The organism is Pseudomonas sp. LBUM1640, from assembly GCF_059716225.1.
The window spans coordinates 2,727,257-2,740,403 of the sequence record NZ_CP166816.1; the positions used below are offsets into that span (position 1 = coordinate 2,727,257).

The window sequence follows — 13,147 nt, forward strand, 5'->3', positions numbered from 1 at the left end:
GCTCAGCCTCACTATTGCGGTAAACCGGACGAAGGGCTTGTACGGATGTGCTCGGTTGAACGGTTCAGCGTCTATGTGGGTCCACTGACCTCTACCGTCAGATCAACAGGTGAACCAAATGGCCAAGACTTACAGCTACGCCGCGCGGGATTCCAAGGATACGCTCAAGCCCTTTACCTTCGAGCGCCGCGCGCCGGGCGCGGATGACGTGCAGATCGACATTCTGTATTGCGGCGTGTGCCACTCCGACCTGCACACCGCGCGTAACGAGTGGCACAACACCTTGTACCCGTCGGTGCCGGGCCATGAAATCGTCGGCCGCGTTACGGCGGTCGGTGCCAATGTGAAGACATTCAAGGTCGGTGACTTGGCCGGTGTCGGTTGTATGGTCGACAGCTGCCAGCACTGCGCATCCTGCGCCGAGGGCGAGGAACAATACTGCGAGAACGGTTTTACCGGCACCTACAACGGCCCGGTGTTCGGCGGTGAAAATACCTTTGGCGGCTATTCGGACAACATCGTGGTCAAGGAGAAGTTCGTGCTGCGCATCTCCCACGATGATGCGAACCTGGCCGCCGTGGCGCCGCTGCTGTGCGCCGGGATCACCACCTATTCGCCACTGCACCACTGGAAGGTGGGCCCCGGCAAGAAAGTCGGCGTGGTCGGGCTCGGTGGGCTGGGGCATATGGCGGTGAAGATCGCCCATGCGATGGGTGCTCACGTCACGTTGTTTACCACTTCGCCGAACAAGCGCGAAGATGGCTTGCGCTTGGGTGCTGACCAAGTGGTGGTGTCGAAGAACGCGGACGAAATGGCCAAGGTGGTCAACAGTCTGGACTTCATTCTCAATACTGTCGCTGCGCCGCATGACCTGGATGCGTTTCTCAACTTGCTTAAGCGCGACGGCACCATGACGTTGGTGGGCGCGCCTGATAGCCCGCATCCGTCGCCTACGGTGTTCAACTTGATCTTCAAGCGCCGCAGCCTGGCCGGCTCTTTGATCGGTGGCATTCAGGAAACCCAGGACATGCTGGACTTTTGCGCCAGGCACAAGATTGTTTCGGACATTGAGATGATCGATATTCAGGGCATTAATGAGGCGTATGAGCGGATGCTCAAGGGCGATGTGAAGTATCGCTTTGTGATTGATATGGAGAGTTTGAAGAAGGAAAGCGACGTGGCGATGTGATCTTGGGGGGGTGAGTACATATCCGTTGCTGCGGTAACGGCCACCTATGGTTTCGCTCTTACAGCGAGTCACTTTTGGCAAACGCCCGGAATGCCGGCCCAGCCAAAAGTAACCAAAAGGTCTTTGCCCCACCACTCGGTGCCTCGCTTAGGCTCGGCATGCCCGCACTCCGGCCCGGTTCCGCGGGTCGCCGCGATGGGCCATCCCTGGCCCAGCGCGGCTAAACCGGCATCCCTGCCGGTTTACCCGCTCCACCGTGCCTACGTGCGGCCATCGTGGTTAACGGGGCCTGTCAGATCAAGATCAAAAGCAAGAGCACGGCGGCCTAGTAGCCGACCTGAGTGGTTGAAGCAAAAGCAGGGCAAAAACAAGGCAAAAGCAGAGCTGCTTTTCTGTGGGAGCTGGCTTGCCTGCGATGCAGACACCTCGGTACATCAGGCAAACCCAGTTGATCCCTTCGCAGGCAAGCCAGCTCCCACATTGACCGAGTACACACACACATCTACCTGATGTACTGAGCTCAAAATGTGGGAGCGGGCTTGCTCGCGAATGCGGTGGGCCAGTTACAAATAAACTGACTGACACACCGCATTCGCGAGCAAGCCCGCTCCCACAATTAGACCGAGAACAGCTTCAGTAAGCAGGTCGGCTGTCAGGCCGCCTTGGCTTTGCTTTTGATTCAACCACTCAGGTCGGCTACTAGGCCGCCGTGCTGTAGATCTTGATCTTGATTTTGATCTTAGGCGCCCCGTCAACCACGCTGGCCGAACGCAGGCTTTGGAGCGGGGGTAAACCGGCAGGACGCCGGTTTAGCCGCGCTGGGCCAAGGATGGCCCATCGCGGCGGCCCCCGCTCCAAAGCCTGCGTGAGGGCACACCGAGCCTAAGCGAGGTGCCGAGTGGTGGGGCAAGAGCCTTTTGGTTACTTTTGGGCTCTTTTCAAAAGTGACCCGCTGTAAGAGCGGAACCAATACCCGCCATCACCCAAATAACGGATATGCCCCCAAAAGCTGTGCAGTATCAAAGGCAACCCAACATCGAAGCATTCGCGGTTTATCAGGCCGACAAGTGCTCGCAAAGAATCGTCGCCCCCACCCTGATCCGGCCAGACACGGCGGTGCACAGCACGCCGCCGCTGCCCCCCGGGTCACTTAGGTTTTTGAGTGTCCAGTGCAGTTGCAATCACACTGCCCATAGGCGTTGGGTTCGCCGCCTGACGGTGCTTCACCGCGTTGAGGGCCCACTCTTCAAGGCGCACCCGGTCACGCTGGAACACCATCATGTGGGTAGAACCGCCGAACTCGAAGTGGCCGATTTCGGTGCCGCGGGTGATCTTCACCGGCTTGCTGCCTTCATCGACGATAAACGCCGGTTCAATGATGCAGGTCGACACTTCCACCATGCCGATGCAGATCAGCGCCACATACCCGCAGGTGGGGTGTTCGAAGATAAAGATGGCGCGGGCTGCCACATGGCCCAAGTAGGGTTGCGACTCAGTACCTTCCCACGTGCCCTGGCCCTCTTTCTGGGCGGGGCGCTGAGCGAAGTAGGTGCCCGGTTGCACCCATGAACGCAGCAGCGTGCCATCCAGCGGCGCGTTCCAGCGATGGTAGTGGGTGGCGGAGAGGAAGCCCTGGTAAAGCTGCCCGCCTTCAAAATGCTTGGCCCAGTCGCGCTGGCCGGCGAACAGGTCCAGCAGTGAGTAATTGACGTCCTTGATCCAGAAGTCGCTCTCGAAGGCGATGTTGTTCTGGTACTCCCACGGCGTGGTTTCACAGCCAATGTCGACCTGCGTTTGCGCGTCGCCCTGGAACGGCCGGGCGCCGGGCACGAACTTGCGGATGAAAAACGCGTTCCAGGAATCGTAGCCATAGCCGGGCTTTTTCGGGTCGCACTCCATCTGGTGCCATACACCGGCTTTCCAGGCGGCCTTGGAGATCCATGAGCCGGGCTTCTCGGGGTTGTTGATGTCGAGTTTGTCCAGCGATTGCGGGCTTTTGAGGTAGGCGTTCCAGGTGTCGAGCACCTTTTTGAATTGCTCATTGAAGGTGGTGTCATGAAACAGCGCGACGCCGGCTTCGGTGGCCATGGAAATCGCCAGGAAGGCATTCATCGGCGTGCCCACTTGGGCGGTATCGTTGAAGGAGGACGAGGTGGTAACGATCTCGTTGAGGATCTCGAAGAAGCTGTCGTAGTCCTTGATCCACAAGGCGTCGCCATCTTTAGTCTTGATCTTGTCGCGGGTGTGCGGCGGCAGGGTCAGCACGAACGCGTTGGACTGCTCGATCATCGACATGACCCACATGCGGTACACGCTGTGGGTGGTGACCCAGTGCTTGAACGCCACCAGTTGTGGCTGCATGGGCGCAAGGGTGCCGGCGGCCTTCATGGCGGCGATGTAGTCGCGCAGCGGCACCAGGAAGTTGGCCGTGGCCCACACGCGGTTGGGCACCCAGAAGCCCATTTGCACGGGCCGGCATTGTCCAGGGTGAGCAGGTTGGAACCGCTGCTCTCGACGGAGGGCGGGGTTTTGCGGGGTTGGGTGGCGGGTGAGGAACGGTCGGAGTGTGCCATGACATTAGTCCTTTAAACGTAACTGCGTGGGAAAGCTCCTTTTGAGCATTCTCAGCGTAGCCAGTGCAGGACCGGGGTTTGTAATGGTTGGCTATAACCAGGCGCGTCCGCCGACGAAAATCATCTTCGACACCAGCTCCACAATGTTTTTTACCTCCAGTTTCTTCATCAGCCGTGCCCTGTGTACCTCTACCGTGCGGTGCGAGATGGCCAGGCGTTGCGCGATTTCCTTGGACTTGAGGCCGTTGACGATGTGCATCGCCACTTCCCGCTCCCGTGGCGTCAGGTCGCCGGTGCCTTGGTGGGTGCGGTCCAGGCGCTCGAAGTGCCAGATCATCAGCTTGAACGGGTCTTTGGGCGTGAGGGTGTAGCCGTGGGACTTGGCCCAGAACACTTCGCCGTTTTTGTGCTGCATGAAGCGTTCGTCGGAGTAGAAGCCGTTCTCGCTCTCCAGCAACCAGTCATGGCTACGCTTGCCGATGGCGTGATAGTCGGCCTGGGACGGGTAAATCAGCAGGGTCAGCTGGTTGACCAATTCGTCGCGCGAATAGCCGAACAACTGTAAAAAGGCCTCATTGCAGTCGACCATCACGCGGTTGCGGGTGACCAGTTGCGGGGCGGGGGAGAGCTGGAACGCCAGGCGTTCGATATCGTGGAGTTGCTGTGTAAACGCGTTCATTGGGCATCCTGCCTCGTTGCTTTTCTCACCGGGCTACTTATCCATGTAAGTAGTTACACGAATTGGCGAGCGCCCAGCGGTGAGTCATTGTAGGTAAATGTCCGCACCAAAAACAGAAGAAAATTGATTATGCCAGCTGATTGCGTCTCCATTGTTGCCGCCGGTCATTCGCGTTTTGGTCGCCTGGAAGGCGCCACCCTTGAAGACCTGATCGTACAGGTTACCCGCGAAGCCTTGGCGGACGCGGCCATTGATGCGTCAGAAATCGATGCGTTGTTCCTCGGCCACTTCAACTCGGGCCTGGTGCCAGACGGGTTTGCAGCGTCGCTGCTGTTGCAGGCTGACCCTGGCCTGCGCTTCAAGCCGGCCACCCGCTGTGAAAACGCCTGCGCGTCCGGCTCGGCGGCGATTCAGGCGGGGGTCAATGCGATTCTGTCCGGCAGCGCCGAACTGGTGCTGGTGGTGGGCGCCGAGAAGATGACCCACACGTCCACCGCCGAGGTCACGCAGGCCCTGGCAGGTGCGGGTTATCAGAACGACCCGGCCGAAGCCGGCTTGAGTTTCCCGCAGTTGTTCGGCCGTGCGGCGCGCCAATACACCGAGCGCTACCACTGCCCGCTGGGCTCGATGGCGGCCATTGCCACCAAGAACCACTCCAATGCGATGGCCAACCCCTTGGCGCAGATGCACCGGGTGATGGATTTTGAGCACTGCAACAATGTGTCCAAGAGCAACCCGTTTGTGGCTGAGTCGCTGCGCCTCACCGATTGCTCGTTGATCAGCGACGGCGCCGCCGCGATCATCCTGGCCTCGCCCAAGCGTGCGCGGGCGTTTCGCCGTGATGTACAGATTCGCGCGATGACCCAGGTCAACGACTGCCTGCCCATCGCCCAGCGTGACATCCTGGCCTTTGAAGGCCCGCAACGGGCGATCCACTCGGCGTTGCGCGGGGCGAATATCACCTTGGCCGACCTGAGTTTCGCCGAGGTACACGACTGCTTCACCATCGCCGAGCTGCTGATCTACGAAGCCATGGGCCTGGCGCCCAAAGGCGAGGGCCATCGCGTGCTCGACAGCGGCGTGGTGCGCGCGGGCGGGCGGCTGCCGGTGAACCTCTCCGGCGGGCTCAAGGCCAAGGGGCATCCGGTTGGCGCCACCGGTGTGTCGATGCATGCCCTGGCGTTCCGGCAGTTGACCGGCGAACCGATCGGCCTGGCCGCGGCTAACCCGGAGTTCGGCCTGGTGTTCAATATGGGCGGCATGGCCGTCGCCAACTACGCCTCGGTCCTGCACGCGCGCAGGTACTGAGCCATGAACATTGCCAACTGGTTGCACGACACCCAGCGTCGCGACCCGCAACGCCCGGCGTTGTTCGAAGGCACGCGGCAAGTGGCCGATTACGCGACCTTTGCCGCTCACGTTCGCCAGCGCGCCGCGCACCTGGTAGACCAGCACGGGCTGGTGGCGGGTGATGCGGTCGCCGTGCTGATGAAGAACAGCTGCGATTACCTGGAGTTGCTCTACGCCATCTGGTGGATGGGCGGGGTGGTCGTGCCGATCAACGCCAAACTGCACCCGGCTGAAGCCGCGTGGATCGCAGATAACGCCGAGGCGCGGGTTATCTTTACCGATGGCGGCCGGGTGTTTTCGGCGTTGCGAGACTTGCCGCAGCGCTGCAAGGAACTGGACGGCCACACGCTGCCGCCTACCCGTGGCTGGCCGACCTTGGCGCAACCGGTGCCACGCCAGGATCAAGACCTCGCCTGGCTGTTCTACACCTCCGGCACCACCGGGCGCTCCAAAGGCGTGATGCTGTCCCATGGCAATTTGATCGCGATGTCGCTGTGTTACCCCACGGATGTCGACGCCGTCAGCGCCGACGACGCTGTGCTGTACGCCGCGCCCATGTCCCACGGCGCCGGGCTCTACAACTTCATTCATGTGCGCTGTGGCGCACGCCATGTGGTGCCTGCCTCTCAGGGTTTCGACGCCGCCGAGCTGTTCGGCTTGGCCGTCGAGTTGCGCGAGGTTTCGTTGTTTGCCGCACCGACCATGGTCAAGCGCATGGTTGAACAGGCGCGTGGTCAGGGCTATGGCGGCGAAGGCATCAAGACCATCGTCTACGGCGGTGGCCCGATGTACCTGGCTGACCTGTGCGCGGCCGTCGACACCTTCGGCCCGCGGCTGGTGCAGATTTACGGCCAGGGCGAAAGCCCGATGACCATCAGCGTGCTGCCCCGCGCCCTGATCGCCGACCGCCAACGCGAGGGCTGGGCAGCGCTGGCCGCCTCCGTGGGGCATGCGCAATCCTGTGTGGAGATCCGTATTCTCGACGCACAGCACCAGCCGGTGCCGACGGGTGAGCGCGGCGAAATTGCCGTGCGCGGCGCCACGGTGATGCACGGCTACTGGCGCAACCCCGAGGCCACTCGCCAGGCCCTGGTGGAGGGTTGGCTGTTGACCGGCGATATCGGCTTTCTCGACCCGGCCGGCTACCTGACCCTCACGGACCGTTCCAAGGACGTGATCATCACCGGCGGCAGCAATGTGTACCCGCGTGAAGTCGAGGAAGTCTTGGCGCAGCATCCCGAGGTGTTCGAGGTGTGTGTGGTGGGTGAGCCGGATGCGCAATGGGGCGAATCGGTGGTGGCGTTTGTGGTGACGCGCAGCGGTCAGCCGCTTGACGCAGCCGCGCTGACCGCGTGGTTTCTGGAGCGCATGGCCTCGTTCAAAAAACCGAAAAAGTACCTGTTTCGCGATGATTTACCCAAGAACAGCTATGGCAAAATCCTCAAGACTGACTTGCGGCAGGCGTTGAAAGCAGCGAGTATCGCCGCGCTTCCCTAGACCCGCTGTACATGGACAGATCATCAGACAAGGAGTCCCTTCGATGGGCAATCAAGCGCAAGACACAGTTCGCAAACGGCGCCGTGCGTTTCTCGGTGCCACTTCCGGTCACCTGATCGAGTGGTATGACTACGGCGTCTACGGCTTTCTCGCCGTGTACATCGGCCAGGCCTTTTTCGTCTCCGATGACCCCACCACCAGCCTGCTGGCCAGCTTCGCAGCGTTCGCCCTGAGCTTTTTCATCCGGCCACTGGGCGGGCTGTTCTTCGGCCCGTTGGCGGACAAGATCGGCCGCCGCAAAACCCTGATCATGGCGCTGGTGATGATGACCGGTTCCACCGTCATGCTCGGCCTGTTGCCGACCTATGCCACCCTCGGCATCGTCGCGCCGATCCTGCTGATTCTGGTGCGCTGTGTGCAGGGCTTCTCGGCCGGTGGCGAGATCGGCACCGTGACCAGCTTTATCTCCGAATATGCCGGCCCCGGTCGACGCGGCTTTGCCACGTGCTGGTTGATGGTCACCGCCGTACTCGGCCTGCTGCTGGGCGGCGCCGTGGCCAATGGCATGACCTGGATTCTGGGGGCCGACGTGATGCAGGAATGGGCCTGGCGCGTGCCGTTCCTGATCGCCGCACCGTTGGGCTTTATCTCCATGTACATCCGCCTCAAGCTCGAAGACAGCCCGGAATTCCTCGCCCTGCAACGCGCCGGCCAAACCTCCCGCGCACCGCTGCGCGAAGTCTGGCAGTGGAAGCGCGCAATCGCCCTGGTGTTTTTTATCATCACCTTGCACAGCTCGATCTTCTACCTGGTGCTGACCTTCGCCTCAACCTACATGGCCAAGATCCTCAAGTTCGACAGCGGCACCACCTTGCTCTACGTGTTTGTCGCGAGTTTCTCGGCGGCCTTCGTGATGCCGTTCGGCGGTGCGTTCACCGATAAATACGGGCGCAAACCGTTCCTGATGGTGATCGGCACCTTGGCCACCTTGGCGATGTTCTGGCTGTTCAAGTCGGCGCCCACCGCCACCCCCGCGACGTTCTTTGCGCCGTTGATGGCGGTGGCGATTCTGTTCGGGCTGTATGCCTCGTCCACCTATGCGCTGATGAGTGAACTGCTGCCGACGCGCATCCGCTCCACCGGGATTGCGGTGGCGTACAACGTGCCGGTCGCGGTGTTCGGCGGCAGCGCGCCGCTGATCTCCACGTGGCTGATCAAGGTGACCGGCGATATCACCTCCCCGTGGTACTTCTACGTGGCGACTGGCGTGGTGTCGTTGATCGCCCTGGTGGTGCTGCGCAAAGAGGATTTTGTCGCCAGTGGCAGCCCGGTGACGTCACCGGCGGCGGCTGTATTGGCGCCAGCCTCTTGAACGATTACGGCGTTTAAAAATCAGGTCAGCGCTGCAATACGCCGCGAAACGTTGCACTCAAGGCCCGCAGCGTTTCGCGGGACCGCGCGTCGCTGATCCGGCTATGCAGGACCACTTCACTGACCGGGAGTGCGGGCAAACCGTATTGCTCGCTCACGTCCACCGCCCCGGCCGGGGCCACGCGATGGGCGAGGGCGGCGACGCCCAACCCGGCGCTCACCGCCGCACCCACGGCCATCACGCCGCCGCCGACAAACACTTCTGCCCAGTCGATACGCGCTGCCTCCAATGCCCTGACCGCCAAATGCCGAACACCACACGGCGCCGCCATGGTCGCCATGCGCAGCGGTGTGCCGGGGCTGTGTTGCCACGTCGGTGCGGCAAACCAGCCAAAACGCTCCACCGCCAACACGTCGCCGTCCTGGCGGTCGCCTTCGTTGCGCACGATCACCGCGTCCAGCTCATTGCGATCAAAAGCGGCCACCAGGTCGCGGGACGAGGCGATGCGCACTTCAAGAATCACCAGTGGGTCGTAGGCCGCGAGTCGGCTGAGCCACGTCGGTAAGTCTGGCCCGGCCACATGGTCGCTGATACCGATCACCAGCCGCCGCGTTGTGTGGGTGCCCATGTCGCCCAGTGCACGTTCATGGGCATTGAGCAGGGCGCGAGCGGCGACGATGAAACGCTCGCCTTGGGGCGACAACCGTACATGACGTGGGGTGCGTACCAGCAGGCGATAGCCGAGGCGTTCTTCCAGGCGTTTGAGCTTGAGGCTGATGGCGGCCTGGGAGGTGTCGAGGGCTTCGGCGACGCGGGTGAAACTGGCGAAATCAGCGACCAGTACGAAGGCTTGGACGGTATCGATATCCAAGGGTTTGAGTGCATCAGTCATATCAAATCCTTATCGCACTTATATCGGGTCATATCTTGTTGAAATCATCACCGCTGCGCAAGCTGAACCCTCATCTTGCACAGGAGCTTTGCCATGTTTGCCAAACAGTATTCACACCGCCTGCCTGCCGACTACGACATGGACGTGATCCGCCGGCGCGCCGCGCAACTGGGGCCGTTGTGGGATCACGCCGAAGGGCTGCTGTTCAAGGCGTTTATCGCCCAGGAACGCGGGCAGACGACGGGCAATGTGTATGCGTCGGTGTACCTGTGGGCCGACCCGTTGCAGGCCGCCGACTTTTTGCTGGGTGAGCGTTTTCAGAAGGTGCTCGACAGCTTTGGCCGCCCGGATATCGAGAGCTGGCTGGCGCTGGACGTGCAGCGCGGGCCGGCGCAGAACGCGTTGAGCCTGTACCGAGAAGAGTGGCCGCTGGAGCCTGGAGCAGATCGCGCCGGGGTATTGGCCGAGGCAAAACGGCGCAATCAGCAGTTGGCGGATAGCAATGATACGTTCGCGGTATTCCTGGCGCTGGATGTGCAGGCATGGCGGCTGGTGCGGTTTACCTTGTCGGCGAACGCGCTGGAGATGGACCGCCTGGGAACGGGCTACCAGGTGCTCTATCTGGCGCAAGGCGTTGCGCGATAGCGTTAACTGGGCCAGTCTTGCAGGCTTGATTCTGGTCTTCGGAGCACGCTGCGTTGCCTGCCACACGTTTGACACTGATCTGCCATGCCGCGACCGCGTCGCAAAAGCAGGCGCGGTTTGCCGATGACGAATCCGTCGCAATGGACTGGCAGCGCGCGGCGTTATCTCAGGCCGGCCGCTTCAAGAAAAGCCCGCGCCTGGTGTGCGGGCCTGAGGCCAGAGCCCGCCAGACAGCGGGCATGTTCGGCGATAACGCGCAGATCGAAGAAGCCCTGCGCGACGGTGATTTTGGCGCTTGGAAAGGCCAGGCCATCGGCGAGATCGACAACCACGCGCTAACGGCCTGGATGACCGACAGCGCCAGTGCGCCCCACGGCGGCGAGTCGGTGGAGCAGATTTGTACGCGGGTCGCGCAGTGGATGAAAACCCTCGAAACCCAGCCCGGTCAGGTAGTGGCCATCACCCACCCATTTGTGATTCGCGCCGCGATGCTGTACGTCTTGCAGTTCCCTGTCTCGATGTTCTACCGGATTGACGTCGAGCCACTGTCCACCACCGAACTGCGCTTTAACAACGTGTGGCGCCTGCGTCTGGAAACTCACGCCTGAGCGCGTGAACATGGCAAAATCCACGCCCCGCAATGAGAGCAACCCATGAAACGCATCCTGATCATCGGCATTGGTGCCGGCAACCCTGACTACATCACGATGCAGGCCGTGAAGGCGCTGAACCGCACCGACGTGTTTTTCCTGATGGACAAGGGCCAGAGCAAAGACAAGCTGATCGACCTGCGCCGCGAGATCTGCGAGACCTACATCACCGAGCCCGGCTACCGTTTCGTCGAGGCCGACTGCCCCGAGCGCGTGCGCGGTGATATTGATTACACCACCGCCGTGCAAGACCTCAACCGTGACAAGCAGCACACCTTCGAACGCATGATCAACGAGGAAATGGCTGACGGTGAAGTCGGCGCTTTCCTCGCCTGGGGCGACCCTGCGCTGTACGACAGCACCATCCGTATCCTGCAGGCGATTCTCGCCAGTGGCCGCATCGAATTCGAGTTCGAAGTGATCCCCGGCATCACCAGCGTGCAGGCCCTGGCGGCCCAGCACAAAGTACCGCTGAACCGCATCGGCCGTTCCATCGAGATCACCACCGGACGCCGGTTGGCGGCAGGGCAGGCGAGTGATGCGGACACGTTGGTGGTGATGCTCGACGCCGAGGATTCCTACCGCAGCGTGGCCAACCAGGAAATGGATATTTACTGGGGCGCCTACCTGGGCACGCCGGACGAAATCCTCATCAGTGGCAAAGTCAGTGAAGTGGCTGAAGAAATCGAACGGGTGCGCAAGGCGGCGCGCCTGCAAAATGGTTGGATCATGGACACTTATTTGTTGCGCAAACCCTGAGGTAGCTTCCCCATGCTCAAACTGTTTGCCCTGGCGCTGACCCTGGTGGCCGGCGCCGCTCATGCCGACGCCACGCTGCACACCGACTTGCCGTTGTCTTACCTGGAACAGACCCGGAGCGATGCGCGCAACCAACCGCTGGTGATTTTTTTGCACGGTTTCGGCAGCAACGAGGAAGACCTGTTTGGCATCAAGGACGCGTTGCCATCGACCTGGACCTATCTGTCGGTGCGCGCGCCAATGCCGGTGGACCCGCACGGCTATCGCTGGTTTACCAAGACGCCGGGTGACGGCGATTACGACGGCGAAACCGCCGACCTGCAGCGCAGCGCCAAGCTGATCGAAGACTTTGTCGGCAAAGCCACGGCCAAATACCACACGCAAAGTGATCGGGTGTTCCTGGTGGGGTTCAGCCAGGGCGCGATCATGTCTTACGAGGTGGGCTTGCGAAAACCTGAGTGGGTGCGCGGGATTGCGGCGCTGAGTGGCAGTGTGTTGCCGGTGCTCAAGGCTGAGCTCAAGCCCAGTCAATCACTGGGCAAGTTGGCGATCTTTATCGGCCACGGCACGTTGGACCAGGCGCTGCCGTATGCCTCGGCCACGCGGGCGAACGAGGTGTTGGTGGGGCTTGGGTTGAAACCGGAGTTTCATGGCTATCCGGGCATGCCGCATACGGTGAGCGAGGCGGAAGTGCAGGACCTGAAGGCCTGGCTGGAGAAAAGCCTGAAGTAAACACGGTTTAAAAATGTGGAAAAGGGGGTGTTTGCGATAGCACACCAGCACCACATCCAGCTGATGTAGTGAGATCCAAATGTGGGAGCGGGCTTGCTCGCGAATGCGCTGGGCCAGTTGCAAATGAGCTGACTGACCCGCCGCCTTCGCGAGCAAGCCCGCTCCCACATTGGGTTTGTGTTGTCAGGTATGAGGTTACTTGCCGCCAGTAATCTGCTTCACCAGCTCAGCATGCCCCTTCACATCATCCGCCCGCGAAATCGCCTGGATCACCAGCAAGTGGTTGCCCGAGCCACCGAGGAACGTGGAGTTCAAGGTCTTGCCGCCGCCCTGGGTGGCGGTGCTGTCCACTTGGCGCAGGCCCAGGCCTTTGAAGGTCAGTTTCTTCTCGTTGAGCTTTTTGAAGTCAGGCAGGGCGGCGCTCTGGTCCTTGACGAAACCGGCCACGGCGCCATCGAGGAACTGCGGGTCATTGTCTTTGATCGTTGCGCCATCGTTGCGCACGGTTTCGGCGACGATCACCACACTTTTGCTGATCGAGTTGGCGTACAGCGTGCCTTGGGTATTGGCGGTGCCATCTTCAACCTTGCCGGTTGGCAGGGTGTCAGCGACGTAGGCCTTGGGCAGGCTGAAGGTGAACTTGCCGCCCAGGGTCGAGATAGTTTGTGGGGTGGTCGGCTTGCTCGCTGCGAACACGCTGCCGGCGGTGAGCGCGAGGGCCAGCAGGGCGGCGGTCTTGGTGAAGGTGGCCATGAAGCGCTCCAGGGATGAACGAAATTGCGGCATATTCTGTCAGAAATTTCGCTAGT

Annotated in this window: 12 protein-coding genes; 8 read left to right on the top strand and 4 right to left on the bottom strand. The window is 61.3% G+C overall.

The features are described from left to right. Positions 1 to 118: 118 nt before the first annotated feature. Positions 119 to 1,189 (top strand): NAD(P)-dependent alcohol dehydrogenase, encoded by a 1,071-nt coding sequence (locus ACA065_RS12410; protein ID WP_497694760.1) that lies wholly within the window; start codon positions 119 to 121, stop codon positions 1,187 to 1,189. Positions 1,190 to 2,335: 1,146 nt separating this feature from the next. Here the strand turns inward: ACA065_RS12410 and ACA065_RS12415 are convergent. Together ACA065_RS12415 and ACA065_RS12420 are read right to left on the bottom strand one after the other, a co-directional pair. Beyond that, a complete protein-coding gene (locus ACA065_RS12415) occupies positions 2,336 to 3,652 on the bottom strand; it encodes a phophatidylserine decarboxylase associated domain-containing protein (RefSeq protein ID WP_497694761.1) in 1,317 nt (438 codons plus the stop codon). A 201-nt stretch (positions 3,653 to 3,853) separates the two neighbouring features. Further along, positions 3,854 to 4,441, bottom strand: a complete 588-nt coding sequence (locus ACA065_RS12420) for a LuxR C-terminal-related transcriptional regulator (RefSeq protein WP_497694762.1) — start codon at positions 4,439 to 4,441, stop codon at positions 3,854 to 3,856. 129 nt (positions 4,442 to 4,570) lie between these two features. Here ACA065_RS12420 and ACA065_RS12425 point away from each other — a divergent pair, with 129 nt between their 5' ends. The 3 genes from ACA065_RS12425 to ACA065_RS12435 are packed head-to-tail and all read left to right on the top strand — an operon-like array spanning position 4,571 to position 8,660. Then, a complete protein-coding gene (locus ACA065_RS12425; RefSeq protein WP_497694763.1) occupies positions 4,571 to 5,749 on the top strand; it encodes an acetyl-CoA acetyltransferase in 1,179 nt (392 codons plus the stop codon). 3 nt (positions 5,750 to 5,752) lie between these two features. Next, a complete protein-coding gene (locus tag ACA065_RS12430) occupies positions 5,753 to 7,288 on the top strand; it encodes a class I adenylate-forming enzyme family protein (RefSeq protein WP_497694764.1) in 1,536 nt (511 codons plus the stop codon). Between the two features lie 43 nt (positions 7,289 to 7,331). Then, complete coding sequence (locus ACA065_RS12435; protein ID WP_497694765.1) at positions 7,332 to 8,660, top strand: MFS transporter; 1,329 nt, start codon at positions 7,332 to 7,334, stop codon at positions 8,658 to 8,660. Positions 8,661 to 8,685: 25 nt separating this feature from the next. Here the strand turns inward: ACA065_RS12435 and ACA065_RS12440 are convergent, their stop codons facing one another. After that, positions 8,686 to 9,552 carry a LysR family transcriptional regulator gene (locus ACA065_RS12440; protein ID WP_497694766.1) on the bottom strand — a complete coding sequence of 289 codons (867 nt, stop codon included), beginning with the start codon at positions 9,550 to 9,552 and terminating at the stop codon, positions 8,686 to 8,688. 93 nt (positions 9,553 to 9,645) lie between these two features. Between ACA065_RS12440 and ACA065_RS12445 the strand changes: the two genes are divergently transcribed. Genes ACA065_RS12445 through ACA065_RS12460 form a run of 4 tightly spaced genes read left to right on the top strand, consistent with a single transcriptional unit; the run spans position 9,646 to position 12,338 of the window. Continuing rightward, positions 9,646 to 10,197, top strand: coding sequence for a DUF4865 family protein (locus ACA065_RS12445; RefSeq protein ID WP_497694767.1), 552 nt, complete (start codon positions 9,646 to 9,648; stop codon positions 10,195 to 10,197). Between the two features lie 53 nt (positions 10,198 to 10,250). After that, on the top strand, positions 10,251 to 10,805 hold the full coding sequence (locus ACA065_RS12450) for a histidine phosphatase family protein (RefSeq protein WP_497694768.1): 555 nt from the start codon (positions 10,251 to 10,253) through the stop codon (positions 10,803 to 10,805). 45 nt (positions 10,806 to 10,850) lie between these two features. Continuing rightward, on the top strand, positions 10,851 to 11,606 hold the full coding sequence (cobF, locus tag ACA065_RS12455; RefSeq protein WP_497694769.1) for a precorrin-6A synthase (deacetylating): 756 nt from the start codon (positions 10,851 to 10,853) through the stop codon (positions 11,604 to 11,606). Positions 11,607 to 11,618: 12 nt separating this feature from the next. Beyond that, positions 11,619 to 12,338 carry an alpha/beta hydrolase gene (locus ACA065_RS12460; RefSeq protein WP_497694770.1) on the top strand — a complete coding sequence of 240 codons (720 nt, stop codon included), beginning with the start codon at positions 11,619 to 11,621 and terminating at the stop codon, positions 12,336 to 12,338. A 195-nt stretch (positions 12,339 to 12,533) separates the two neighbouring features. On the opposite strand, the gene ACA065_RS12465 is transcribed toward ACA065_RS12460, so the two are convergent. Next, positions 12,534 to 13,091: a DcrB/PsbP domain-containing protein gene (locus tag ACA065_RS12465; RefSeq protein ID WP_497694771.1), complete on the bottom strand. Its 558-nt coding sequence runs from the start codon at positions 13,089 to 13,091 to the stop codon at positions 12,534 to 12,536. Positions 13,092 to 13,147: the final 56 nt, after the last annotated feature.